This is a genomic window from Micromonospora sp. WMMA1998, from assembly GCF_027497375.1.
GTDB lineage: Bacteria > Actinomycetota > Actinomycetes > Mycobacteriales > Micromonosporaceae > Micromonospora > Micromonospora sediminicola.
Genome location: NZ_CP114911.1, coordinates 2,353,324 through 2,378,291 on the forward strand (window position 1 = coordinate 2,353,324; position 24,968 = coordinate 2,378,291).

The window sequence follows — 24,968 nt, forward strand, 5'->3', positions numbered from 1 at the left end:
AGCGGGCGACCCGTACCCGAGGTCCGGCCCGGGTGGCCCTTCGTCGGCGGGGTCGGATCAGGGGCCGGCGACGCGGGAGGAGCCGGCGCGACGCGGGCGGCGGACGGTGGCGCTGGCCGGCGCGGCCGGTCTGGTCCTGGTCGCGGTGCTGGTCGCGGTGGCCGTGACGGCGCTGCGCTCCCCCGACGAGCCGGGTCCGGGGCCCGGCCCGACCGCGTTGGCCGGGGAGTCGGCAGTCGCCGACCCGGTGGCGCCGACGGCGGCCGACGCCGGTGCGGTGACGCCGAGCCCGAGCCGTGCGGGGCGGCCCGGCCGGTCCCCGTCGGCCACGCCGAGCCGCACCGCCACGCCACCGAGCGAACCGGCGCCGAGCACCGGCGCCCCCGCCCCGACGAGCGGCCCGACGGCGGCGCCGAAGGCGAACCCGTACACCGCGACGCAGGTGTGCGGCAGCGGCTACCAGGTGATCGACTCGGCCACGTTGACCGCCGGCGGGAGCCGGCAGGGACGGGTCTATCTGCTCTACAGCGCCGCGTCCGGCGCCAACTGCGTGGTGACGCTCAAGGACGCCGACGTCGGCCGGGTGACCACGGTGACCACGTACCTGGAGGTCCAGGGCAGGGCCCGGCAGACCCAGAGCGGCGGCTACCAGTACTACGCCGGCCCGGTCCGGGCCACCGCCGCCGGCGTCTGCGTGAAGTGGGGCGGCTCCACCCCCGACGCCACCTACACGAGCCCCTTCGAACACTGCGACTGACCCGACCACCCCCGGCCCCCGCGATCTTGCGGTTGCCGCCCCGACACAACCGGCATTCCCCGCATCTCGGGGGCGACAACTGCAAGATCGACGCCGGCGGCGGGCAAGGACGGGCCGGGAAGGGCGGGGTGCGGGCGGGAGAACTAAGGTACGGGCATGTCCGTTGACGGGTGGCACACCCTCCTCGTGCTCGGCGGTATCCGCTCCGGCAAGTCCGAGTTCGCCGAGTCACTGGTCGCCGACGCGCCCACGGTCCGATACGTGGCCACCGCCCCTTCCGGGGACCCGGAGGACACCGAGTGGGCGGGCCGCCTCGCGGCGCACCGCGCCCGCCGGCCGGGGAGCTGGACCACCGAGGAGACCGCGGCGGATCCGGGCCGGCTGGCCGAGCTGATCACCGCCGCCGGCCCGAACGACACCGTGCTCGTGGACGACCTCGGCGGCTGGGTCACCGTGCTGCTCGACCCGGCCCACCAGCCGGCCGACGACACCGCCACCGTCGCCGAGCTGGCCGCCGCGGTCCGTGCGAGCCAGGCGCGGCTGGTGCTGGTCAGCCCGGAGGTCGGCCTGTCGCTGGTGCCCACCACGCCGCTGGGCCGGGCGTTCACCGACGCGCTGGGCGCGACCAACCGGGCGGTCGCCGACGCCTGCGACGCGGTCGCGCTCGTGGTGGCCGGCCAGACCGCCTGGCTCAAGCCGCCCACCCCGGCCGCCGTCCCGGCGGAACGGCCGGCCGCCCCGGGAGGCCCCGCGCCCACGCAACCGTCGGCCGGCACGGCGACGGCAGCGGCCACCCAGCCCGGGCCCACCTCCGTCCCGGACGCTGGCGGTCGGGCCGTGCCGGACGTGGCGCTGCCCGAGGTGCTCACCCCGACCGCCGGGCCGGTGCCCACCCCGGGGCAGGGCGGGACGTCCGGCGCGGGCGACTGGGCGGCCCCCACCATGGCGCTGCCGATGATCGCCACCGGGCTGGTCATCCAGCCCGGCATGGAACTGCCGATGCCGGACGACTACACCGGGCCGCAGGCGGTCGACCGGCTTGCCACGCTCGACGTCCCCGGCGCCGGGCTCGGCCTGCTGGAGCAGGTGGTCGGCTTCGCCGCCGCCACCCAGGGCACCGCCACCCCGCGCCCGTGGGACACCGTCCGGGTGCTGCTGCTGCACGGCGACCACGACGGCGGCGCGTCGGCCGGGGCGGCGCCCGGCGAGTCGGCCCGCCGCGCCCGGCAGGCCCGTGCCGGCCGGGGCGCGTTGGCCCGGCTGGCCGCCGAGAACGGCGCCAGCCTCCAGGTCGTCGAGGCGCCCACCTCGGCGCCGTTCGAGGACGGTCCGGCGCTTCCCGCCGACCAGGTCGAGGCGGCGCTGCGCTACGGCTGGCGCCTGGCCGAGCAGGCCGCCGACGCCGGCGTACAGCTGCTGGTGCTGGCGGCGTGCGGGGCCGGCGCCGAGGCGGCGGCCGCCGCGGTGCTGGCGGCCACGGCCGGCGCGGAACCCCCGGCCGTGCTCGGCCGGGTGGTGAACGAGCAGGGCGAGATCGACGACGCGGCCTGGATGGTCCGCTGCGCGGCCGTCCGGGACGCGCTGCACCGCACCCGGCGCTCGCCCCGGGAGGCCCACGACATCCTCTCCGAGCTGGGCGGCGGCGACATCGCGATGGCCACCGGGGTGCTGCTCGGCGCCACCGCCCGACGGGTCCCGGTGCTGCTGGACGGCCCGGTCGGCACCGCCGCCGGGATGGTCAGCCGCGACCTGGCCGGGCAGGCCCGGCACTGGTGCCTGCTGCCCGACCACGGCGGCCGTCCCGGGGTGCGGCTCGCCGCCGACGTCCTCGGCCTGACACCGCTGCTGGACCTGCGCCTCGACCTGGGCGAGGGGGCGACCGCGCTGGCCGCCCTGCCGCTGCTGCGTTCGGCGCTGACGCTGGCCGCCACCCTGCCGGTGCACCCGTCGCTCGGCGGCGGCGCGGAGGACGAGAGTTTCGCGGAGCCCGAGCCGGCCGGACCGGGACCGGCCACGACCGGCGCGGACGAGCCGGACTTCGCCGAGCCGGAGCCGGCCGGCCCGGGACCGACCACGACCGGCGCGGACGAGCCGGTCTTCCCCGGCCGACGTGCCGACTGAGGCCCGGCTCGCCGACGGCGTCCGGCTGGCGCTGACCACGTTCACCACCGCGCCGCTGCGCGCCGGCCGGGTCGACCGGGCCACCGCCGGCACCGCGATGGCCCTGGCCCCGGCGGTCGGCGCGCTGCTCGGCGCGCTGCTCGGTGGGGTGCTGCTGCTCGCCGGCGCCGTCACCCCGCCGCTGGTCGCCGCCGGGCTCACCGTCGGGTTGGGCGCGCTGCTCACCCGGGGCCTGCACCTGGACGGGCTGGCCGACACCGTGGACGCGCTCGGCTCCTACCGCCGCGGCCCGGCCGCCCTGGAGATCATGAAGCAGCCGGACGTCGGCCCGTTCGGGGTGGTCGCGCTGGTGCTCGTCCTCCTGCTCCAGACCGCGGTGCTCGCGGAGCTGGTCGGACGGGACGCGGTCGCGGCGCTCGCCGCGGTGGTCGCGGCCACGGCGGCCGGGCGGCTGGGAGTGACGCTGGCCTGCCGCCGCGGGGTGCCGGCGGCCCGGCCGGAGGGCCTGGGCGCGCTGGTGGCCGGCACCGTGGGGTGGGTGGCCCCGACCGTCGGCGCGCTCGCCGTGGCACTGCTGGCCGCGCCCGCCGTGCCGGCCCGCCCGTGGCAGGGGCCGCTCGCCGTGCTCGGCGCGCTGGCCGTCGCGGCCGGGCTCCGGCGACACCTGGTACGCCGCTTCGGCGGGATCACCGGCGACGTCCTCGGCGCCCTCGTGGAGATCGTCACCACGCTGTCCTACCTGGGACTGGTCCTGACCGGCTGATCGGCACCCGGTCGGACGGGTAGCGTTCGGGTTGGTGCACCGGCGCGGTCGAGGGGGACGACATGCTCATCACGGACGACTTCCTGCCCGTACCGGTGCCCGAGTCGCTCGACGCGACCTATCTGGTGCCGATCGCCGGGCTGCCCCGGGTCAGCCCGAAGACCGCGGTCGAGGGCCTGGCCGGCCGGCTCGCCGAGCCGGTGCACGGGCTGGCGAAGCAGATGCTGGACAGCCCCCTGATGAGCGTGGACACACGCACCGTCGACGAGTTCCCGGAGCTGCCGCCGGACCTGCTCAGCGCGTTCGGCGCCACCGACGAGCAGTTGGCCCGGCTGGCCGCCGCCACCCACCTGGTGGTGGTGCAGGCCGAATACCGGCCGGGCTGGCCGCCGGCGCACGAGTGGGCGGCCCGGGCGGTGGCCGCGGCGGTCGCCGAAACGGTCGGCGGGGACGTGGTGGACGTCTTCGGGCTCCAGTTCCTCGACCCGGCGGCCGCGCTGCGCTCGCTGCCCGACGAGCACGGCCGGATCCGGCTGGTCGACTGGGTGCTGGTGCCCTACTCCTCGGACGCCGACGGGCTCTGGTTCACCACCAAGGGGCTGCGCCGGTTCGGGCTGCTGGAGTTGCAGGCCCAGGGCGTGCCGGACCACCTCACCCGGGCCTGGGGCGCGGTGATGACCGGGGCGGCCCGGCGGCTGCTGCGGGACTGGACCGACGGGCTGGCCGGCGAGGAGGTGCCGGCGTTCGTGCAGCTGCCGGTGCTGGCCACGGTGACCGGGCACGACATCGCGGTCGCGTACGGCAATCCGGAGCAGCACGGCGCGACGGCCCCGGTGCTGCTGCGGTTGGAGCTGGACCCGGCCACCGACCCGGACGCCGACTCGTTCCTGAGCCTCAACCCGCCGGCCGGCCACCCGGGCCCGCCCGGGCGCTACTTCGCCGCCGCCTGCGCGACGCTGTTCAGCGGCATCCAGCCGGACGTCCGTTACACCCGCACCGGCGACGCGATGAGCCGGGCGGTGGCCACCGCCCGCGCCTCGCTCGGCGACATCCGGGCCCGGTTCCTGTCCGGCCGGCTGCCCGACGAGAGCCAGCTGGTGGTCAAGTACGGCCTGCCCGGCGACGAGGGCCCCGAGTACGTCTGGGCCGGGGTGACCTCCTGGGAGGTACCGGAGCGGATCGTCGGCGCCAGCGCCAGCGACGCCGACACCGACCCCGGCGTGCGGATCGGTTCGCCGGTCGTGGTGGAGGCGTCGGACGTGGTCGACTGGGCCGTGCTGGACGGCACCGGCGTGCTGGAGGGCGGCTGGACGCAGGCCGTCCTCGACGCCGGCGAGCGCCTCGCCGAGGACTGACCCGCGCGGTTCAGCGGACGGAGGGCTGGACGAAGGGGGGCTTCGTCAGGCGCATCCGGGCCCGCCGGCTGCGGATGTCGACCTCCAGCTCCTCGCCGTCGGGCAGCTTCGGGTCGGTGGCGACCAGCGCCAGCGCGACGCCGTGCTTGAGCGTCGGGCTGAACGTGCCGCTGGTGACGACGCCGACCTGCGTGTCGCCGGCGTACACGGCCATGCCGGGACGCGGGATGGCCCGGTCGACGGCGGTGAGGCCGCGCAGCGTACGGGCCGGACCGGCGGCCTTCTCGGCACGCAGCGCGTCCCGGCCCCAGAAGGCCGGCTTGTCCCAGCCCACCGCCCAGCCGGAGCGCCCCTGCACCGGGGTGATCTCCGGGGAGAGGTCCTGCCCGTGCAGCGGGTAGCCCATCTCGGTGCGCAGCGTGTCCCGGGCGGCCAGGCCGCAGGCGCGCACCTCGTCGGCGGCGGCGAGCAGCGCGTCCCAGACCGCGACCGCGTGCTCGGCGGGCACGACCAGCTCGTAGCCCAGCTCGCCGGTGTAGCCGGTGCGGCAGACGGTCAGCTCCACGCCGGCCAGCGCGGCGGTGGAGAAGCTCATGTACTCGTGCCCGGTGGGCAGGCCGAGCCCGTCGAGCAGTTCCGCCGAGCGCGGCCCCTGGACCGCGAGCACGGCGTACGCCTCGTGCTCGTCGGTGACGGTCACGCCGTCCGGCGCGGCGGCGCGCAACCGGCGGGCCACCTCGGCGGTGTTGGCCGCGTTCGGCACCAGGAAGACGTGGTCGTCGGCGTGCAGGTAGGCGATGATGTCGTCCACCACGCCGCCGGTGGCGTCGTCGCAGCAGAGCGTGTACTGCGCCTTTCCGGGCGCGATCCGGCCGAGGTCGTTGGTCAGGCAGGCGTTGACGAAGTCGGCGGCGCCCGGCCCGGTGACCCGGACCTTGCCCAGGTGGGAGACGTCGAACACACCCACAGCGGTCCGCACGGCGGTGTGCTCCTTGAGCACGCCGCCGCCGGCGTACTCCAGCGGCATCTGCCAGCCCCCGAAGGGGGCGAACTTCGCGCCGAGCGCGGTGTGTCGCTCGTGCAGCGGGGAGCGGCGCAGCCGGGTCTCGGCGGCGTCGGAGGTCACCTCGGTCATGGGTGGCAACTTACCGGCCCGGACCGGGCTGGTTAGCATCGGCGGGATCCCGTCGAGGCCCATCGGCGGGACAGCCACGCCTCCGACGGGTAGGTTGCCGCCGGAGAGACCTTCACCGCCGGTACGCGACGACGCGGCCGGCCCGGCCCGCCCGGAGTAGCTTTCGTGACATCGCCCCGCACCACCCTCAGCCTGGTCGACACCGACCCCGCCGAACTCGCCGTCGACGCGATCGTGATCGGCGTGCACAGCCAGTCCACCGAGCCGGGCAGCGGCGCACCCGCCGACGCTCTGCTGCTGGCCAGCGGCGCGGAGAGCATCGCCGCCGCGTTCGACGGCAAGCTGACCGAGACGCTGGCCCTGCTCGGCGCGACCGGTGGCCCCGGCGAGGTGATCAAGCTGGCCACGCTGGGCACGGTGACCGCCCCGGTGGTCGCCGCCGTCGGGCTCGGCCCGGAGCCCTCCGGCGCCGCACCCGGGCCCGAGTCGCTGCGCCGCGCCGCCGGCGCCGCGGTCCGGGCGCTGGCCGGCGCCCCGCGCGTCGCCCTCGCCCTGCCGCTGCCCGACGACGCCGACGCGCCGGCCGCGCTGCGCGCGGTCGCCGAGGGCGCGCTGCTCGGCGGCTACCGGTTCGCCGGCTACAAGACCAAGCCGCAGCCGACCCGGCGGGAGCCGGTGGCCGAGGTGCTGGTCGCGGTGCCGGACGCGGCCGACGGGACCGCCCAGGCCGAGGTCACCCGCGCGCAGGCGGTGGCCGGCGCGGTGCGGGCCAGTCGGGACTGGGTGAACACCGCACCGAACGAGCTGCGTCCCCCGGCGTTCGCCGACGTCGTCTCCGCCGCCGCCCGCGAGGCGGGGCTGGAGGTCGAGGTGCTGGACGAGGCGGCGCTGGCCGCCGGCGGCTACGGCGGCATCCTCGCGGTCGGTCAGGGCTCCGAGGCCCCGCCGCGGCTGGTGAAGCTCACCTACACCCCCGCGGGCGGCGGCAACGGCAAGCGGGTCGCGCTGGTCGGCAAGGGCATCACGTTCGACACCGGCGGCATCTCGATCAAGCCGGCGCAGGGCATGTGGGAGATGAAGTCGGACATGGCCGGCGCGGCGGCGGTCGGCGCGGCCATGCTGGCGGTCGCGGCGCTCAAGCCGTCGGTGACGGTCACCGGCTACCTGCCGATGGCGGAGAACATGCCGTCGGGCACCAGCTACCGGCCGGGCGACGTGATCAGCATGTACAACGGCAAGAAGGTGGAGGTGCTCAACACCGACGCCGAGGGCCGGATGGTGCTGGCCGACGCCATCGCCCGGGCGTGCGAGGACGGCGCCGACTACCTGTTCGAGACCTCGACGCTGACCGGCGGCCAGGTGGTCGCGCTGGGCAAGCGGATCGCCGGCGTGATGGGCACCCCGGAGCTGTGCGAGCGGGTCCGGGTGGCCGGTGACGCGACCGGCGAGCCGGCCTGGCCGATGCCGCTGCCGGACGACGTGCGCAAGGGCATGGAGTCCGAGGTCGCGGACATCTCGCAGGTCAACGCCGGGATGGACCGGGCCGGGCACATGCTGCAGGGCGGCGTGTTCCTGCGCGAGTTCGTCACCGACGACGTGGCCTGGGCGCACATCGACATCGCCGGGCCGGGCTACCACTCGGGCGAGGCGACCGGCTACTGGACCAAGGGCGGCACCGGCGTGCCGGTGCGTACCCTGCTCCACCTGGTGGACGACGTCGCCGCCAACGGCTGACGTGCAAGGAAGGGCCCCTTCTTAACGCCTGGCGTTGTAGAAGGGGCCCTTCTTAACACGTGCGCTCGGACGGCTCGGACGGCTTAGAACAGCTCGGGACGGCGCTTGCGGCGCTCGTTGTAGTCGCGCATCCGCTGCGGGTAGCCCATCAGCCGCACGTCGTAGATCGGGATCGCGATCTTGTGGGCCCACCGGCGGGCCTCGTCCGGGCTGCCGACCCGCCGACGGGTCCACTCGCCGTCGTCGGCGATCAGCATCACGGTGGTCTCGGTGACCGTCGTCCGCGGCTCCAGGAACGCCTCGACGCCCCGCCGACTGCGGACGAAGTTCTCAAGGTGGTCCAGATCGGCGCGGTCGGCGGCCCGGTCGCGGCTCACCGCGGCCACCCGCTTGCGTCGTCGGAACAGCGCCACCGGACCCACTCCTCCCCCGGACATCATCGAAGACGATGCCAAGGGTACGTGTCGTCGACGTGTCGTTGGGCACCTCGGTACGCGCTCGGCCCGGGGTGGTGACAAGATGACCGAGGTGGGGTGTGCCTGTTACTCCGCCGTAACCCCCGATGCAGTGACGCGACCTGGGAGTTGGATGTGAGCGAGCCGAACGACACGACCTTCGACATCGTCATCCTCGGAGGTGGTAGCGGCGGCTACGCGACCGCGCTGCGCGCCGCCCAGCTGGATCTCTCCGTCGCGCTCATCGAGAAGGGCAAGCTCGGCGGGACCTGCCTGCACAACGGCTGCATCCCGACCAAGGCGCTGCTGCACGCGGCTGAGATCGCCGACCAGACCCGCGAGTCCGAGCAGTTCGGCGTGAAGGCCGAGCTGGTGGGCATCGACATGGCGGGCGTCAACTCGTACAAGGACGGCGTGATCGCCCGCCTGTACAAGGGCCTCCAGGGGATGCTCAAGAGCAACAAGGCGATCACCATCGTCGAGGGCCACGGCAAGCTGGTCGGCAAGAACGTGGTCGAGGTCGACGGCAAGCGCTACACCGGCCGCAACATCGTGCTGGCCTCCGGCTCGTACGCGAAGAGCCTGCCCGGCCTGGAGGTCGACGGCGAGCGGATTATCACCAGCGACCACGCGCTGACCCTGGACCGCGTCCCGGCGTCGGCGATCGTGCTCGGCGGCGGCGTGATCGGCGTCGAGTTCGCCAGCGTCTGGAAGTCCTTCGGCGTTGACGTGACCATCGTCGAGGCGCTGCCCCGCCTGGTCGCCGCCGAGGACGAGGAGTCGTCGAAGGCGCTGGAGCGGGCGTTCCGCAAGCGGAAGATCAACTTCAAGGTCGGCAAGCCGTTCGAGAAGGTCGAGAAGACGGACAACGGCGTCAAGCTGACGATCTCCGGTGGCGACACGGTCGAGGCCGAGCTGCTGCTGGTCGCCGTGGGCCGCGGCCCGAACACCGCCAACCTCGGCTACGAGGAGCAGGGCGTCAAGATGGACCGCGGCTACGTGCTGACCGACGAGCGGCTGCGCACCAGCGTGCCGAACGTCTACGCGGTCGGCGACATCGTGCCCGGCCTCCAGCTCGCGCACCGCGGCTTCCAGCAGGGCATCTTCGTCGCCGAGGAGATCGCCGGGAAGACCCCGGCCGTGATCGACGAGGCCGGCATCCCGCGCGTCACCTACTGCGACCCGGAGCTGGCCTCGGTCGGCCTGACCGAGGCGAAGGCCAAGGAGCAGTACGGCGCCGACAAGATCAAGACCTACAACTACAACCTGGGCGGCAACGGCAAGAGCCAGATCCTCAAGACCGCCGGCCACGTGAAGCTGGTCCGGGTGGACGACGGCCCGGTGGTCGGCGTGCACATGGTCGGCGCCCGGGTGGGTGAGCTGATCGGCGAGGCCCAGCTCATCTACAACTGGGAGGCCTACCCGGCCGAGGTGGCGCAGCTCGTGCACGCCCACCCGACCCAGAACGAGGCCCTGGGCGAGGCGCACCTGGCCCTGGCCGGCAAGCCGCTGCACGCGCACGCCTGACACGACAACCGCGGCGTCCGGCGACGGGCGATGATCCCACCAGGGGAATGAAGGAGTCTGGAGAACATGCCGGTATCGGTCACCATGCCCCGGCTCGGCGAGAGCGTCACCGAGGGCACCGTCACGCGCTGGCTCAAGCAGGAGGGTGACACCGTCGAGGTCGACGAGCCCCTGCTCGAGGTGTCGACCGACAAGGTCGACACCGAGATCCCGTCGCCCGCGGCGGGCGTGCTGAGCCGGATCGTGGTCGGCGAGGACGAGACCGCCGAGGTCGGCAGCGAGCTGGCCGTCATCGCCGGTGAGGGCGAGGACGCGGGCGCGGCCCCCACCGAGGAGGCCGAGCCGGCCACCGAGCCGACCGCCGCCGCCGAGGGCACCGGCCCCGAGCCGGAGCAGCAGGCCGAGCAGGCCGCCGCCGAGCCGGGCGCCGAGGCCGAGCAGCCGGCCGTCGAGGAGCCGGCCCAGCCCGCCGCGCCGTCGGGCGAGGGCACCCCGGTGACCATGCCGGCCCTGGGCGAGAGCGTCACCGAGGGTACGGTCACCCGCTGGCTCAAGCAGGTCGGCGAGACCGTCGAGGTGGACGAGCCGCTGCTGGAGGTCTCCACCGACAAGGTCGACACCGAGATCCCGTCGCCGGTCGCCGGCACGCTGCAGGAGATCAAGGTCGCCGAGGACGAGACCGCCGACGTCGGCGCCGTGCTGGCGATCGTCGGGGCGGCCGGCGCCGCGCCGGCCCAGCCGAAGGCGGAGCCGAAGCCCGAGCCCAAGGCGGAGGCGAAGCCCGAGCCGAAGCCGGAGGCGAAGCCCAAGGCCGAGCCGAAGCCGGAGCCGAAGGTCGAGGAGCCGACCCCGGGCCTGTCCTACAACGAGCCGTCCGCCGAGGCGGAGACGGCCGCGCAGCCGGCCAAGGCCGAGCAGGCCGCCCAGCCGGCCGCGCCGACCGCCACCCCGCAGCGTCCGACCGCGCCGGCCCAGGGCGGCGGCGAGGAGGCCGCCGGCTACGTGACGCCGCTGGTCCGCAAGCTCGCCGCCGAGCACGGCGTCGACCTGGGTTCGGTCAACGGCACCGGCGTGGGTGGCCGGATCCGCAAGCAGGACGTGCTGGAGGCGGCCGAGAAGGCGAAGGCCGCCACGGCCGCGCCGGCCGCCGCCGAGCCCGCCGCCGCGAAGGCGCCGGCCCAGCCGGCCGCCAAGCCGCAGCCGAGCGCCAAGCGGGGCACCACGGAGAAGCTGCCGCGGATCCGGGCGACCATCGCCAAGCGGATGCAGCAGTCGCTGCACGAGACGGCGCAGCTGACCACGGTCGTCGAGGTCGACGTCACCAAGGTCGCCAAGCTGCGGGCCCGGGCCAAGGACTCGTTCCAGGCCAAGCACGGCGTGAAGCTGTCCTTCCTGCCGTTCTTCGCCCTGGCCGCGATCGAGGCGCTGCAGACCCACCCGATCATCCAGGCCAGCATGGACCTGGAGGGCGGCACGATCACCTACCCGGCCGCCGAGCACCTGGGCATCGCGGTGGACACCGAGCGCGGGCTGCTCGTGCCGGTCATCCACAACGCCGGTGACCTCAACATGGGCGGCATCGCCAAGCGGATCGCCGACCTGGCCGAGCGCACCCGGGCCAACAAGATCACTCCGGACGAGATGGCCGGTGCGACGTTCACGCTGACCAACACCGGCAGCCGGGGCGCGCTCTTCGACACCCCGATCGTGCCGTCGCCGCAGTCGGCGATGCTCGGCACGGGTGCCGTGGTGAAGCGTCCGGTCGTGGTCAACGACCCGGAGCTGGGCGAGGTCATCGCGGTGCGGTCGATGGTCTACCTGGCCATGTCGTACGACCACCGCCTGATCGACGGCGCCGACGCCGCCCGCTTCCTGACCTCGGTCAAGGAGCGGCTGGAGGCCGGCAACTTCGAGGCCGAGCTGGGCCTCTGACGTTCGACGGCGGAGGGGCGCGCGGCGACTGCCGCGCGCCCCTCCGACGTTTCGCGGGTCAGCCGCGCAGGTGCTCCTCGGAGACCGTCCACAGCCGCTGCGCGGCCTCCGGGTCCCGGGCGTACGGGGCGTAGCCGGTGCGGGTGCCCGGCTGGTTCACCCCGGCCTCCTGGCAGTCCTCGAAGTACCGGCCACCGGCGCCGGCGACCAGCGGCGAGGCCGCGACCAGCACCGAGGTGGCCGCCCCCTGCTCGGGCGTCTTCCAGTAGGCCGCCCCGCCGCCGCTCTGCGCGCGCATCCGGTCCAGTTCCTCGTCGCTGATGTAGCGCTGGAGGTTGGTCCGGATCGCGCCCGGCATCAGCGCGTCGACGACGATCCCGTCGTCGGCCCAGCGCCGGCTGGCCTCGACCGCGAAGAGCACGTTCGCGGTCTTGGACTGGCCGTACGCCTCCCACGGGTCGTACGGCCGCTGCCGGAAGTGGATGTCGTCGAAGACCACGGCCGAGCGCAGGTGGGCCGCCGAGCTGACCGAGACGACCCGCGCGCCCCCGGCCGCGGCGAGTGCGGGGTGCAGCCCGGTGGCCAGGGCGAAGTGCCCGAGGTGGTTGGTCGCGAACTGCATCTCCCAGCCCTGCTCGGTGCGCATCTCGGGCGAGGCCATGATGCCGGCGTTGTTGACCAGCATGTGCAGCGGGCCGTCCCAGGTGCGGACGAAGGCCGCCACCGAGTCGAGGTCGGCGAGATCGAGCGGGGCGACCAGGATCCGGTCGTTGCCGGTGGTGCCGGTGATGTCGGCGGCGGCGCGCTGCCCGGCGTCCGGGTTGCGGACCGCGAGGGTGACGTCCGCCCCGGCGGCGGCGAGCGCGCGGGCGGTCTCGACGCCGATCCCGGAGGCGCCGCCGGTGACGACGGCGCGCCGGCCGGTCAGGTCGAGGTCGCGGACCACCTCCAGGGCGGTGGTCTCGCGGGAGAACGGGGTGGTGACGGGAGTGCTGGTGGTCATGATCCATCCTTGTCGACGGCGGGGCGGATCGACGTCCGCCCGCTACGATGAGAAGCGGAGGACCCTCCGTTAACGCTACAGTAACCGGAGGATCCTCCGGTTGCCAGTCCGGCCGGACGCGTGCTCCGGTCGAGCCGAGGAGGAGCCGTGCCCGACCGACCGCTGCGCGCCGACGCGCTGCGCAACCGGCAGCGACTGCTGGACGCCGCAGTCCAGGCGTTTTCCCGGGCAGGCGCCGAGGTAACGCTGGATCGGGTCGCCAAGGAGGCCGGGGTCGGCATCGGCACCCTCTACCGCCACTTCCCGACCCGGGAGGCGTTGATCGAGGCGGCCTACCGCAGTGAGCTGGCCAAGCTCTGCGACGCCGGGCCGGAACTGCTGGCGGACCGGCCCGCCGAGGCGGCGCTGCGCGCGTGGATGGACCGGTTCGTCGACTACCTCGCCACCAAGCGGGGCATGGCCGACGCGCTGCGGCTCGCCATCGCCTCCGGCGCCAACCCGTACGCGCACAGCCGGGACCGGCTGCTCGCCGCGCTGGGCGACCTGCTGGCGGCCGGCGCGGCCGAGGGCACCGTACGCGCCGACGTGGCCCCCGCCGACGTGCTCGCGAGCCTGAGCGGCGTCTCCCTGGTGGCCGGTGAGCCCGACCAGCGCGACCAGGCCGGCCGCCTGCTCGACCTGCTGATGGACGGGCTGCGTCACCGGCAGGGCTGACCGGGACGCGGTCCGCGTCGTTCCGGCCCGCCGCCGCCGGGGCGCTGACAGACTCGGCCGGTGAGCGGGTACGGGTGGCGGGGGCGCCTCGGGCCGGCCGTGCCGGTGGCCCCGGGGGCCCGGGTGGACCGGTTCGAGATCTTCTTCGACCTGGTCTTCGTCTTCTCGTTCTTCATCATCACCCGGGCCACCGCGCTCCAGGTGACCGGCGGCGCGCTGCTGCACGCGCTGCTGGTCCTCGCCGTGCTCTGGTGGTCGTGGGTGGTGCACAGCGTGGTGGCCACCCGGGTACGCCTCGGCGAGGGTTTCGTCCCGGTGCTCATGACCGTCGGCATGGCCGCGCTGTTCACGTTCGCGCTGTCGCTGCCGAACGCGTTCCGCGACCCGCGCGGCAACGCGGCCGGACCGATCGTCGCGGCGCTGAGCTACACCGTGCTGCGGCTGGTGCACCTGCTGCTCTACCTGCACGTCGTGCGGGACAGCCCGAACGAGCGCCGGCAACTGGTCCGGTTCGCCCCGGAGGTGATCGGCAGCACCGCGCTGCTGCTGGTCGCCGCGCTGGTGCCGCCGACGGTCGACGGTCTCACCTCGGCGGCGGCGGTGCGGGACGGGCTGTGGGCGACCGTCGTGGTGCTGCAGTACAGCACCGGCCTCGTCGCCGGCACGTGGGGCTGGGGCGTCGCCTCGGCCGAGCACTGGACCGAGCGGTACGACCTCATCCTGATCATCGCGCTGGGCGAGTCGGTCATCTCGGTCGGGGTGGGCAGCAACCTGCTCGGGCAGCCGCCCACCTGGCCGGCCGTGGCGGCGGCGGTGCTCGGCATCTTCTTCACCGCCGCGCTCTGGTGGGCGCACTACGACATGGTCGGGCCGGCCGCCCGGATCGCTCTGCACGCCGCCGAAGGCGGTCCGCGGGTGGCGATGGCCCGGGACGCGTACGCGTACCTGTTCCTGCCGATGATCGCGGGCATCATCCTGTTCGCGCTCGGCGCCGAGATGATCGTGCACGGCATCGCCGACCCGAACGTGTCGCCGGGCGAACCGGCGCACGGGCCCGCCGTGCCACTGCTCTTCGGCGGGGTGGCCTGCTATCTCTGCGGCAACATGCTGTTCCAGGCGCGGACGCTGCGCACGCTGAGCTGGACCCGGGTCGCGGCCGTGCTCCTGCTCGGCGTGTCGATCCCGCTGGCCGAGCGGGTGCCGGGCCTGGCCGCGCTGGGCCTGCTGACCGCGATCACGGTCGGTATGGTGGCCGTCGAGGTGATCGTCTTCGACGAGGGCCGGCGGGCGCTGCGGAAGCTGGTCTTCGAGGAGCGGGCCAGCCACGAGGCGCACGAGGCGGCGTGGCGGGCCCGCTGGCACGAGCAGCCCGACGACCGCGACGAGGGCGAGTGAGCGCGAAGCGGTGAACCGACCGGGGGTCCTGTCCGTGGAACCACTCGGTCCACCACCGGGCCACGACAGAACGGGGACCCCATGACCACCGACACCGTCCACGCCGGCGCGGCCGGCACCTGGCAGCTCGGCGACCTGACCGTCAACCGGATGGGCCTCGGCGCGATGCGGCTGACCGCGAACGCCGACGGCAGCCCGAGCGACCGGGACCGGGCCGTCGCCGTGCTGCGCCGCGCGGTCGAGCTGGGCGTCAACCACATCGACACGGCGGCGTTCTACTTCTCCCCGCTGCGCTCCGCCAACGAGCTGATCAACCGGGCGCTGTGGCCGTACCCGGAGGACCTGGTCATCGTGACCAAGGTCGGACCGGGTCGGGACCCGTCCGGCGGGTGGCTGCCGGCGGCCCGGCCGGACCAGTTGCGCGGCCAGGTCGAGGAGAACCTCCGCCAGCTCGGCCGGGACCACCTCGACGTGGTCAACCTGCGGGTGCACGGCCCGGAGCCGCTGGCCGAGCACTACGGCGCGCTCGCCGAGCTGGTCGACGCCGGGCTGATCCGGCACCTCGGCGTCTCGGCGGTGCGCCCGCACCAGGTCGCCGAGGCGCGGACGGTCGCGCCGGTGGTCTGCGTGCAGAACTCGTACGGCCTCGGCTACCGTCGCAGCCACGACGAGCTGATCCGGGACTGCGCCGCGCACGGCACCGCGTTCGTGCCGTTCTTCTCCATCGTCACCAGCGGGCGGGAGGCCGGCGCCACCGGCGAGGAGCACCCGGAGGTCGTCGCCGTGGCCCGCGAACACGGTGTCAGCCCGGCCCAGATCCGGCTGGCCTGGACGTTGGGACGCGGCCCGAACGTGCTCGCGATCCCCGGCACCGGCAACCCGGCACACCTGGAGCAGAACATCGCCGCCGGCGCCCTGCGCCTCTCCCCCGCCGACCTGGCCCGCCTCGACGCCGTGTGAGGTGTCGGGCCGGGTCCCCACCCCTTCGGCCCTCGGCAGAAGGGGTGGGTGCGGCGAGGGGCGCGGCCGGAGACTGGGCCGATGGCGACCTTCTCCGTACAGGCCCGGCCCACCGACGCGGCGAGCTGGGTGGAGCTGGCCCGCACCGTCGAGGCCGCCGGTTTCGACGCGCTGTCCGCGGCCGACCATCCCGGCTCCGGCCCGTCCCCGTTCGTGGCGCTCGCCGCCGCGGCGGCGGTGACCGGCACGCTGCGCCTGCGCTCGTACGTCTCCAACGCCGGCGTCCGGGAGCCGGTCCTGCTCGCCGCCGACGTGGCCACCCTGGACGTGGTCTCCGGCGGGCGGGCCGGGCTCGGCCTCGGCGCCGGCCACACCCCGGCCGAGTGGCGGGCGGTCGGGCGCGAACGTCCCGACGTCGCCGGCCGGGTCCGCCGCTGCGTCGCGGTGGCCGAGGCGGTGCGGGCGCTGCTGGCCGGTGACGAGGTCACCGTCGACACGCCGGACCTGACCGCCCACGCCGCCCGCCTGGACGCGCCCCGGCCGGTCCAGGACCGGATCCCGCTCACCATGGGCACGGCCAACTCGACGCTGCTGCGCTGGGCCGGCGCGCACGCCGACGTGGTCGGCCTGACCGGCTTCGGCCGCACCCTCGCCGACGGCCACCAGCACGAGGCCCGCTGGCGGGCCGACCAGATCGAGGCGCAGCTCGCCCACGTGGCGGCCGGCGCGGCCGGCCGTGGCGCGCCGCCGGTCCTGGAGGCGCTGGTCCAGCGGTTCGCCGTGACCGACGACGCCGAGTCGGTCGCCGCGGAGACGGCCGCCGAGACCGGCCTCACGCCGGCGGAGGTGCTGGCCACTCCGTTCGTGCTGGCCGGCACCGCCGACGAGATCGCCGCGGCCGTCGCCGGGCACGAGCGCCGCTGGGGCGTCACCCGTTTCGTGGTACGCGCCGACGCCGTCGCCGCGCTCGCGCCGCTCCTGCCCCGGCTGGCCGGAAACGGGTCGACGTCGAGCGCACTCGAGATAGGACACTGAGGCCATGACGACGACACGACGACTCGGGCGCAGCGGCATCGAGGTCAGCGCCATCGGCATGGGCTGCCGGGCGATCGGCGGCGCGCTGGCCCACGGACCGCTGCTGGAGACGGCGTACGCCGAGGTGGAGCGCCTCCTGGCCGACCTGCGCACGGCTACGGCGGCGGCGTGAGCGCCGTGACGCCCGGAGACGCCGGGTCCGACCGCCGCTTCGCGCTGCCGCCCGGCGCGGACGAGCGCACGCTGCTCGACACGTTCCTCGACTTCCAGCGCGACGCCCTGGTCCGCAAGTGCGCCGACCTGTCCGACGAGCAGTTGCGGTCGCGGCCGGTGCCGTCCACCGGCCTGTCCCTGCTCGGCCTGGTCCGGCACCTCGCGACCGTCGAACGCTGGTACTTCCAGGGCGTGGTCGCGGACGCGCCCTGGCCCGGCGACCTGTTCGACCTGACCGACGACTTCGACGCGCCGTTCCACGACGTCGCCGACGCCACCGGCCCGGGCACCTTCGCGATCTGGCGGGACCAGGTGGCGACCTCCCGCCGGATCGCCGCCGCCCTCCCCCTCGACGCGGTCGGGCGCACGCCGGGGACCGGGGCCGAACGATCGCTGCGCTGGGTGCTCCTGCACATGATCGACGAGTACGCCCGGCACCTGGGCCAGGCCGACATCCTGCGCGAGGCCGTCGACGGCCGCACGGGCGAGTGAGTGAGTGAGACGACTCCGCAACACGGGGGCGTGACGAGTGAGTGATTTCGCTCAACGCATCCGGATCGCGCTCCGTACTCGAAGATATGAGCATGCGGATCCTCATGGCCGGCGTCTCCGGCTTCCTCGGCACCCGACTGGTCGACCGGCTCGCCGCGGACGGCCACCAGGTCACCCGCCTGGTCCGCCGCGCGCCGCGCACCCCCGACGAGCGGCAGTGGAACCCGTCCGCCGCGCAGCTCGACCCGCAGCTGGTCGCCGACGCCGACGCGGTGGTGAACCTGGCCGGCGCGGGGGTGGGCGACAAGCGTTGGAACGACGACTACCGGAAGCTGATCCGGACCAGCCGGGTGGACAGCACCACCACGCTGGCCATCACGATCGCCGGGCTGCCCGCGACGGACCGGCCGGCGGCACTGCTGAACTCCTCCGCCGTCGGCTGGTACGGCAACACTGGCGACCGGACCGTCGAGGAGGACGCGCCGGCCGGCGAGGGGTTCCTGGCCGACGTCTGCCGGGTCTGGGAGGCCGCGACCCGACCGGCCGAGGACGCCGGGGTACGGGTGGTGCGGCTGCGTACCGGACTGCCGCTGCACCGCGACGGCGGTCTGCTCAAGCCGCAGCTGCTGCCGTTCCGGCTGGGTGTCGGCGGCAAGCTGGGCAACGGCCGGCAGTGGCTGCCGTGGATCTCGATGCGGGACTGGCTGGACGCCGCGGTGTTCCTGCTGGCCCGCGACGACGTGGCCGGCCCGGTCAACGTGGTGGGCCCGGCGCCGGTCACCAACGCCGAGTTCACCCGGGAGCTGGCCCGTCAGCTGCACCGGCCGGCGATCATGCCGATCCCGGCGCTGGCGCTGAAGGTGGCGCTGGGCGGCTTCGCGCACGAGGCGCTCACCAGCACCCGGGTGCTGCCGGGGGTGCTCGGCAGGGCCGGTTTCACCTGGACCCACCCGGAGCTGGCGGGCGCGCTGCACGCCGCCCTCACCGAGTGACCCGGCGAGGGCGGCGCGGTGCGGGCGGTCAGCAGCCGATGACCCAGTAGCTGGGGCCGGTCTGCTTCAGCGCCGTGGTGTAGAAGGTGTTGTAGAGGCCCATCCGCTGGCCGCTGCCGAGCGCGTAGGCGTACCCGCCGGACTGGTAGGCCCGGCCGGCCACGACGTGCGCGTAGTTGCTGGCGGTGACGCAGACCGGCGCCGTGGTGGGCGTCGGCGAGGGCGACGAGGTCGGGGTGGGCGAGGCGGTCGCCGTCGGGGTCGGGCTCGGCGTGGTGCCGCCGCCCAGGCCGAAGAAGAGCGCGTCCCGGTAGGTCGAGCAGATGGTGTCCAGGAAGTACGCCCCGGCGGTGCCGCACTGGTCGGCGGCCGAACCCGGGTCGACCGGGGTGCCGTGGCCCATGCCGGAGACGCGGTAGACGCGCACCTGGTCGTTGCCGTAGACCTCCAGGCTGGTGCCGCCCGGCAGCGACGAGGTGCTGGTCGGGGTCTGCGAGACGCCGAGCACGTTGGTCCACTGGTCCCGCGACTCGGTCGCGTTCGCCACGTTGACCGTGTAGTCGCTGGTGCCGTGCCAGACCGCCACCCGGGGCCGCTTGCCGGAGTAGCCGGCGTACGCGTTGCGGACCAGTTCGCCCCACTGCGCGGGGCTCTTGTCCACCCCCGGGTTCATGCAGCTGAAGGCGCTGGTCGTGCTGGTGGCGCAGCGGTACGGGATGCCGGCGATCACCGAGCCGGCGGCAAACACGTCGGGGTAGGTGGCGAGCATGACGGAACTCATCGCGCCGCCGGCGGACAGGCCGCTGACGAAGACCCGGCCGGCGTCGGTGCCGTAGTTCGTCTTCGCGTAGTCGACCATCTGCTTGATCGACAGCGCCTCGCCCTGGCCCCGGGCGGTGTCGCCGGTCTCGAACCAGTTGAAGCAGGAGTTGGCGTTGTTGCCGGACGGCTGCTGCGGCACGATCAGCGCGAACTTCCACTGGTCGGCGTACTTCTGCCAGCCGGAGTTGGTGAAGTACGTCGAGGCGTTCTGGGTGCAGCCGTGCAGCAGCACCACGGCCGGCGCGTTGGTCGGCAGGCCGTCCGGCCGGTAGGCGTACATGGCCAGGTTGCCGGGGTTGGAACCGAACCCGCTGACCTGGGTCAGCGAGGCGGCCTGCGCGGGCAGGGCGGAGACCAGGACGGCGGCCGCGGCCAGCACGACCCCGGCCGCCGCCCCGGCGAGGCGGGTGATGAGGGATGAGGAGCGGGACACGGGGACCTCCCGATCATGGAATGTGAACTGAATCACTCTCCGAGTTGCCGCGACGTTACGTCCGTGTTTCATCGACAGGAATGGTTGCCGGTCACACATTCACCGTCCGGGCGGTGTGCCCAGGTCCGATTGGTAACGTCCGCTGCGTGCCGTTCTCCCCGTCCCCGGTCACCGGCCCGTCGCCGGCCACCGCCGCTCGCGACCGGCGCGCCGACCTGCTGGTGACGCTGGCCGCGGTGGCCCTGGCGCTCTGGGTCACCAGCGGCATGTGGCGGGATCCGAACAGCCGCACGATCACCGTCAACTCCAGCGACCAGGCGCTGTTCGAGTGGCTGCTGGCGTTCGGCGGACACGCGCTGACCCACGGCGAGAACCCGCTCTTCACCCACCTGATCAACGTCCCGGACGGCGTCAACCTCGCGGTCAACACCTCGATCACCGTGTACGCGGCGGTCTTCGCGCCGCTGACGTACCTGGTCGGGCCGCCCGCGACGTTCCTGGTGATCCTCACGCTCAACCTGGCCGCCACCGCGGTGGCCTGGTACTGGCTGCTCAGCCGGCACCTCGTCGGCAGCCGGCTGGCCGCCGGGGTGGGCGCGCTGTTCATCGCCTACTGCCCGGCGATGGTGTCGCACGCCAACGCGCACCTGAACTGGACCGCGGGCTGGCTGGTGCCACTGCTGGTCTGGGGCGTGTTCCGGCTGCGCCGGCCGGGGCACGCGATCACCGGCGGGATCCTGCTCGGCCTGCTGGTGGCGGTCGCCTTCTCGATCGCCGCCGAGGGGCTGTTCTTCACCGCCCTGGCGCTCGGCGTGTTCCTGCTGGTCTGGGCGCTGGCCCCGGCGCGCCGGGCCGAGGCGCGCGCCGCGCTGCCGCGGATGGCGGCCGGGCTCGGCGTGACCGCGCTGGTGGCCGGGGCGCTGCTGGCGTACCCGCTCTGGCTGCACTTCGCCGGGCCGCAACGGTTCCACGGCACCGGTTTCGACCCGCTGGTGCACGCCGAGGACATCGCCGCGTACGGGTCGTACCCGCGCCGCTCGCTGGCCGGCTGGGCCGGGTGGGGCACCTCGCTGGCGCCCAACCCGACCGAGGAGAACTCCTTCTTCGGCGTCCCGCTGCTGCTGCTCGCGGTCGCCTGCTTCGCCCTGCTCTGGCGGCGCGCCGACCGGGCGTTCCGGGCCACGCTGGCCGCGCTCGGTGTGACCGCGGTCGTCTTCGCCGTGCTCTCCTGGGGGCCGACGGCCAAGTGGAACGGCCGGCGCACCGACCAGCTGCTGCCGTTCGGGGTGCTGGACAACCTGCCGGTGGTCAACGCCGCGCTGCCGTCGCGGCTGGCGCTGGTCGTCGCGCCGGTGATCGGCCTGCTGCTGGCGTACGCGGTCGACAGCCTGCGGGCCCGGCCGCCCCGGCGCCGGCTCGGCGGCGCGGCCTGGACGGTCGGGTTCGCCGTCGCGCTGCTGCCGTTGCTGCCCACCCCGCTGCTCACCAGCGTGCGCGAACCGGTCCCGGCGTTCATCACCACCGGCGCCTGGACACGCTACGTCCCGCCCGACGGGGTGCTCACCCCGCTGCCGCTGACCGTCGACGTCTACCCCGACGGCCAGCGCTGGCAGGCGTACGCCCTGGCCCACCGGCAGGGTGAGTTCCGCATCCCGGCGGGCTTCTTCCTCGGCCCGGGCGGCCCGGACGGCCGGGGCCGGATCGGCCCGGTGCCGCGCACCTTCGACACGCTGATGGACCAGGCCGGCCGGACCGGCCTGGTGCCGATCATCACCGAGGGCAGCATCCAGCAGTCGCGGGCCGACCTGCGCTACTGGGGCGTGCGGGCGGTCGTGCTGGCCGACCGGGTGCACGGCGCCAAGTACGACGTCGACGAGGAGGCGCTGCGCCGCACCGCCACCGCCCTGCTGGGCCCGCCCGAGCGGGTCGAGGACGTCTGGGTGTGGCGGGTGCCCGCGGCGTGACGCGACGAGCGTCACGGGTCCGGGTCCCGACCGGCGGGACTAGGCTGGACGGGTGAGCGTGACGACTTCCGGGCTGACCGCCGTCCGCGCCGGCCTGCTCGACTACCAGGCCGCCTGGGACGAGCAGCGCCGGCTGCACGAGGCCGTGGTGGCCGGCGAGCAGGGCGACACCGTGCTGCTGCTGGAGCACCCCAGCGTCTACACCGCCGGTAAGCGGACGGAGCCGTGGGACCGGCCGGTGGACGGCACCCCGGTGGTGGACGTGGACCGCGGCGGCAAGATCACCTGGCACGGCCCGGGGCAGCTCGTCGGCTACCCGATCGTCCGGCTGCCCGACCCGGTCGACGTGGTGGCCTACGTGCGACGCACCGAGCAGCTGCTGATCGACGTCTGCGCCGAGTTCGGGCTGGCCGCCGGCCGGGTCGAGGGGCGCAGCGGCGTGTGGGTGCCGGAGGACGACCGCGGGCCGGCCCGCAAGGTGGCCGCCATCGGCATCCGGGTGGCCCGCGGCGTCACGCTGCACGGCTTCTCCGTCAACTGCGACTGCGACCTGGGCTTCTTCGACCGGATCGTGCCGTGCGGCATCCGCGACGCCGGGGTCACCTCGCTCACCGCCGAGCTGGGCCGGCCGGTCACCGTGGCCGACGTGCTCCCGGTGGTCGAGCGACACCTGCCCACCCTCACCCGGGTCTGACCGGGTGCGGCTCGACCTGGTCACCCTCGTCGTGGCCGAGTACGACCCGGCCGTCGCCTTCTTCACCGAGGTCCTCGGCTTCGAGGTGGCCGAGGACACGCCGTCGCTGACCAACGACGGCCGGCCCAAGCGGTGGGTGGTGGTCCGCCCGCCGGGCGGCGGCACCGGGCTGCTGCTGGCCCGCGCCGACGGCGAGCACCAGGCCGCGGCGGTCGGTGACCAGACGCACGGCCGGGTCGGCTTCTTCCTCCAGGTCGACGACTTCGACGCCACGTACCGCCGGATGGTCGCGGCCGGCGTCGAGTTCGTCCGCCCGCCCCGCACCGAGCCGTACGGCCGGGTCGCGGTCTTCCGCGACCTGGCCGGCAACGCCTGGGACCTGCTCGGCCCGGCCTGACGCGCCGGCCCGGTGCCGCCACGCGCGCCTTCTTCCGCGCTCTCGGGTCGCCCTCGCGCTGATCGTCGCCTACCGGGGCGTCGCGGCGCCGGGTCCCGGTGGGCTCACCACTCCGCCCATCGTGACCGAGCGTGACCACCTGCCCGCCGCCACCCCTCACCCGCCGCCGCCTTTGCTCTGCAGCCCCGCACGCATCGATCCCCCTTCGTCGACCGCTGCGCCCGTGGATGCAGAGCAAAGGCAGCCGGAGTCCCATCCCCGACTCTCCCGCATGCCCATGAATCAGCTGGTCAGGGCCGCGCGCCGAGACGGAGCAGAGGTGGCATCCACCGCCGAGCGCTCACCCGGCGTGAGCAGCCCTGCCGAGAGCGCCTCGGTCACCCTGCGTGCACGAAGCGCGGACCCGGCGAGCCGGACACCGGCCGAGCGGGCATCCGAGGCGAGCGGAGACCCGGCCGGGTCACGGCGTGAGCCGGTGCAGGTCGCGCGGGAAGGCCGTCACCTCGCGGACGTTCGCCGCACCGGTGAGCCGGGCGACGAACCGTTCCAGCCCGATCGCGAAGCCGCCGTGCGGCGGCATCCCGTGCCGGAACGCGTCCACGTAGCCGACGTAGGGCTCCACCGGCTCGCCCCGGGCCGCCAACGCGGCCAGGTAGTCGGCGTGCCGGTGCAGCCGCTGCCCGCCGGTGACCAGCTCCATGCCGCGGAACAGCAGGTCGAAACCGTTCGAGTACGCCGGTCGGGCCGGGTCCGGGTGGGTGTAGAAGGGCCGCTTCGCCATCGGGTAGCCGGTGACGAACAGGAAGTCGCTGCCGTGCTCGGCGCGGGCCCACTCCCCCAGCGCCCGCTCGTGGGCGGGTGCCAGGTCGGGTTCGTCGGCCGGGGCGCCGGCGATCGTCAGCGCGTCGGTGAAGTGCACCGCCGGGATCTCGGCGGGCACCGGCGGCACCGTCACGCCGAGCGTGTCCAGCGCGGCGCCGGCCCGGTCCGCCACGGCCGCGAGCATCCCGGCCAGCGTGTCGCGCAGCACGGCCATCACGTCCCGGTGGTCGGTCACGAATCCCAGCTCGACGTCGAGCGAGGTGTACTGCGCCAGGTGGCGGACCGTGTCGTGCGGCTCGGCGCGGAACACCGGCCCCACCTCGTACACCCGCTCGAAGACGCCCACCATGAGCTGCTTGTAGAACTGCGGCGACTGGGCCAGGTAGGCCGGGCGGCCGAACCAGTCCAGCGCGAACACGTTCGCGCCGCTCTCGGTGGACGAGCCGACCACCTTCGGGGTGTGCACCTCGACGAACCGCCGCGCGTCGAGGGTCGCCCGGAATCCGGACACGGCCGCGGCCGAGATCCGCAGCGCGGCGGACCGGGTCGGGTGCCGCAGCGCGGTCGGCGCGTGGTCGAGCTGGGTGGGCAGGCTCGCGGTCAGCACCGGCCGGTAGAGGTCGAACGGGGGCGGGACGGCGGGCGGGCCGAGCGGACGTACCGTCGGATCGACGACCTCGACCCCGGCGGGGGCGGTCGGGTTCGCGACCACCGTGCCGACCACCTCGACCACGGTCTCCTCGGGCAGCGCCTCGACCCGCGCGCGGACGGCGGGCACGGCGACCACCACCTGGGCGAGCCCGGCGGCGTCCCGGACGATCAGGAAGGCCACCGACTTGAGCAGCCGGCGGCGGTGGACCCAGCCGGCGAGCCGTACGGTGGCGCCGACATGGGCGGAAAGTTCAGTGGACAGGATGCGTTGCACGGCGGTTACCTCCTCGGTCAATCGCAACGCGATCCCCAGGGAGGTGTGGGCGAGCGGGAACCTCGCGGTGCCACCACACCTTCGCCCCCGCCGCGGCGGGAGCCTCGTTCGTCGCCTTTTCACCGGGGCCGGCCGGGCGGGTTCTACTGGGCGCGGACGCCGTTCCTCCCGCAGCTCGGGAGGGTCTTCGCGGCCGGCGCCAGACCGCCTCGCAGCAACCGGCGGCTCTCTGGGCTGGCGGGTCGGTCCGCTACTCGGCTCCGTCGCAGCTCTGCCCGGCACGCTAGCACCACGACCACCGGAATGTGACGGGGTTTTTTGACCGCTC

At 74.7% G+C, this 24,968-nt stretch carries 21 protein-coding genes; 16 read left to right on the forward strand and 5 right to left on the reverse strand.

Annotation, left to right across the window (positions count from 1 at the left end; all coding sequences use genetic code 11):
• Nucleotides 1-913 precede the first annotated feature (913 nt).
• The 3 genes from O7600_RS10220 (at nucleotide 914) to O7600_RS10230 (ending at nucleotide 4,996) form a co-directional block, all read left to right on the forward strand.
• On the forward strand, nucleotides 914-2,878 hold the full coding sequence (locus tag O7600_RS10220) for a bifunctional adenosylcobinamide kinase/adenosylcobinamide-phosphate guanylyltransferase (protein ID WP_281593378.1): 1,965 nt from the start codon (nucleotides 914-916) through the stop codon (nucleotides 2,876-2,878).
• Nucleotides 2,868-3,641 (forward strand): adenosylcobinamide-GDP ribazoletransferase, encoded by a 774-nt coding sequence (locus O7600_RS10225; RefSeq protein ID WP_281593379.1) that lies wholly within the window; start codon nucleotides 2,868-2,870, stop codon nucleotides 3,639-3,641. Before O7600_RS10220 ends, O7600_RS10225 begins: the two co-directional genes overlap by 11 nt.
• Before the next feature lie 62 nt (nucleotides 3,642-3,703).
• Nucleotides 3,704-4,996, forward strand: a complete 1,293-nt coding sequence (locus O7600_RS10230) for a DUF2314 domain-containing protein (RefSeq protein WP_281593380.1) — start codon at nucleotides 3,704-3,706, stop codon at nucleotides 4,994-4,996.
• A 10-nt stretch (nucleotides 4,997-5,006) separates the two neighbouring features.
• Here the strand turns inward: O7600_RS10230 and gcvT are convergent, their stop codons facing one another.
• Nucleotides 5,007-6,131, reverse strand: a complete 1,125-nt coding sequence (gene gcvT / locus O7600_RS10235) for a glycine cleavage system aminomethyltransferase GcvT (protein WP_281593381.1) — start codon at nucleotides 6,129-6,131, stop codon at nucleotides 5,007-5,009.
• Between the two features lie 165 nt (nucleotides 6,132-6,296).
• Between gcvT and O7600_RS10240 the strand changes: the two genes are divergently transcribed.
• A complete protein-coding gene (locus O7600_RS10240) occupies nucleotides 6,297-7,865 on the forward strand; it encodes a leucyl aminopeptidase (protein WP_281593382.1) in 1,569 nt (522 codons plus the stop codon).
• 83 nt (nucleotides 7,866-7,948) lie between these two features.
• Here O7600_RS10240 and O7600_RS10245 read toward each other — a convergent pair whose 3' ends face one another.
• On the reverse strand, nucleotides 7,949-8,278 hold the full coding sequence (locus O7600_RS10245) for a hypothetical protein (RefSeq protein WP_281593383.1): 330 nt from the start codon (nucleotides 8,276-8,278) through the stop codon (nucleotides 7,949-7,951).
• A gap of 177 nt (nucleotides 8,279-8,455) precedes the next feature.
• On the opposite strand from O7600_RS10245, the gene lpdA reads away from it, so the two are divergent.
• On the forward strand, nucleotides 8,456-9,847 hold the full coding sequence (gene lpdA / locus O7600_RS10250) for a dihydrolipoyl dehydrogenase (protein ID WP_281593384.1): 1,392 nt from the start codon (nucleotides 8,456-8,458) through the stop codon (nucleotides 9,845-9,847).
• 66 nt (nucleotides 9,848-9,913) lie between these two features.
• The gene (gene sucB / locus O7600_RS10255) at nucleotides 9,914-11,779 is read left to right on the forward strand and encodes a 2-oxoglutarate dehydrogenase, E2 component, dihydrolipoamide succinyltransferase (RefSeq protein ID WP_281593385.1); all 1,866 of its coding nucleotides are present in this window, start codon (nucleotides 9,914-9,916) and stop codon (nucleotides 11,777-11,779) included.
• 58 nt (nucleotides 11,780-11,837) lie between these two features.
• Here sucB and O7600_RS10260 read toward each other — a convergent pair whose 3' ends face one another.
• Nucleotides 11,838-12,782, reverse strand: a complete 945-nt coding sequence (locus tag O7600_RS10260) for an SDR family NAD(P)-dependent oxidoreductase (protein WP_281593386.1) — start codon at nucleotides 12,780-12,782, stop codon at nucleotides 11,838-11,840.
• Nucleotides 12,783-12,929: 147 nt separating this feature from the next.
• Here O7600_RS10260 and O7600_RS10265 point away from each other — a divergent pair, with 147 nt between their 5' ends.
• The 7 genes from O7600_RS10265 (at nucleotide 12,930) to O7600_RS10295 (ending at nucleotide 18,583) form a co-directional block, all read left to right on the forward strand.
• Nucleotides 12,930-13,496, forward strand: coding sequence for a TetR/AcrR family transcriptional regulator (locus tag O7600_RS10265; protein ID WP_281593387.1), 567 nt, complete (start codon nucleotides 12,930-12,932; stop codon nucleotides 13,494-13,496).
• Nucleotides 13,497-13,556: 60 nt separating this feature from the next.
• The gene (locus O7600_RS10270; protein ID WP_281593388.1) at nucleotides 13,557-14,891 is read left to right on the forward strand and encodes a low temperature requirement protein A; all 1,335 of its coding nucleotides are present in this window, start codon (nucleotides 13,557-13,559) and stop codon (nucleotides 14,889-14,891) included.
• An 81-nt stretch (nucleotides 14,892-14,972) separates the two neighbouring features.
• Nucleotides 14,973-15,851 carry an oxidoreductase gene (locus O7600_RS10275; RefSeq protein WP_099164210.1) on the forward strand — a complete coding sequence of 293 codons (879 nt, stop codon included), beginning with the start codon at nucleotides 14,973-14,975 and terminating at the stop codon, nucleotides 15,849-15,851.
• Between the two features lie 81 nt (nucleotides 15,852-15,932).
• Nucleotides 15,933-16,886: an LLM class flavin-dependent oxidoreductase gene (locus O7600_RS10280; RefSeq protein WP_281593389.1), complete on the forward strand. Its 954-nt coding sequence runs from the start codon at nucleotides 15,933-15,935 to the stop codon at nucleotides 16,884-16,886.
• 4 nt (nucleotides 16,887-16,890) lie between these two features.
• Nucleotides 16,891-17,058, forward strand: coding sequence for a hypothetical protein (locus O7600_RS10285; RefSeq protein WP_281594304.1), 168 nt, complete (start codon nucleotides 16,891-16,893; stop codon nucleotides 17,056-17,058).
• The gene (locus O7600_RS10290; RefSeq protein ID WP_281593390.1) at nucleotides 17,055-17,591 is read left to right on the forward strand and encodes a DinB family protein; all 537 of its coding nucleotides are present in this window, start codon (nucleotides 17,055-17,057) and stop codon (nucleotides 17,589-17,591) included. The genes O7600_RS10285 and O7600_RS10290 overlap by 4 nt, the downstream gene beginning before the upstream one ends.
• Nucleotides 17,592-17,683: 92 nt before the next feature.
• Nucleotides 17,684-18,583 (forward strand): TIGR01777 family oxidoreductase, encoded by a 900-nt coding sequence (locus tag O7600_RS10295; protein WP_281593391.1) that lies wholly within the window; start codon nucleotides 17,684-17,686, stop codon nucleotides 18,581-18,583.
• A 28-nt stretch (nucleotides 18,584-18,611) separates the two neighbouring features.
• On the opposite strand, the gene O7600_RS10300 is transcribed toward O7600_RS10295, so the two are convergent.
• Nucleotides 18,612-19,838 carry a PHB depolymerase family esterase gene (locus tag O7600_RS10300; RefSeq protein ID WP_281593392.1) on the reverse strand — a complete coding sequence of 409 codons (1,227 nt, stop codon included), beginning with the start codon at nucleotides 19,836-19,838 and terminating at the stop codon, nucleotides 18,612-18,614.
• 146 nt (nucleotides 19,839-19,984) lie between these two features.
• Between O7600_RS10300 and O7600_RS10305 the strand changes: the two genes are divergently transcribed.
• Genes O7600_RS10305 through O7600_RS10315 form a run of 3 tightly spaced genes read left to right on the forward strand, consistent with a single transcriptional unit; the run spans nucleotide 19,985 to nucleotide 22,893 of the window.
• Nucleotides 19,985-21,802 carry a DUF2079 domain-containing protein gene (locus O7600_RS10305; protein ID WP_281593393.1) on the forward strand — a complete coding sequence of 606 codons (1,818 nt, stop codon included), beginning with the start codon at nucleotides 19,985-19,987 and terminating at the stop codon, nucleotides 21,800-21,802.
• 52 nt (nucleotides 21,803-21,854) lie between these two features.
• Nucleotides 21,855-22,496, forward strand: coding sequence for a lipoyl(octanoyl) transferase LipB (lipB, locus tag O7600_RS10310; RefSeq protein WP_281593394.1), 642 nt, complete (start codon nucleotides 21,855-21,857; stop codon nucleotides 22,494-22,496).
• Nucleotides 22,497-22,500: 4 nt separating this feature from the next.
• Nucleotides 22,501-22,893 carry a VOC family protein gene (locus O7600_RS10315; RefSeq protein WP_281593395.1) on the forward strand — a complete coding sequence of 131 codons (393 nt, stop codon included), beginning with the start codon at nucleotides 22,501-22,503 and terminating at the stop codon, nucleotides 22,891-22,893.
• A 460-nt stretch (nucleotides 22,894-23,353) separates the two neighbouring features.
• Here O7600_RS10315 and aspS read toward each other — a convergent pair whose 3' ends face one another.
• Complete coding sequence (aspS, locus tag O7600_RS10320; RefSeq protein WP_281593396.1) at nucleotides 23,354-24,640, reverse strand: aspartate--tRNA(Asn) ligase; 1,287 nt, start codon at nucleotides 24,638-24,640, stop codon at nucleotides 23,354-23,356.
• Nucleotides 24,641-24,968: the final 328 nt, after the last annotated feature.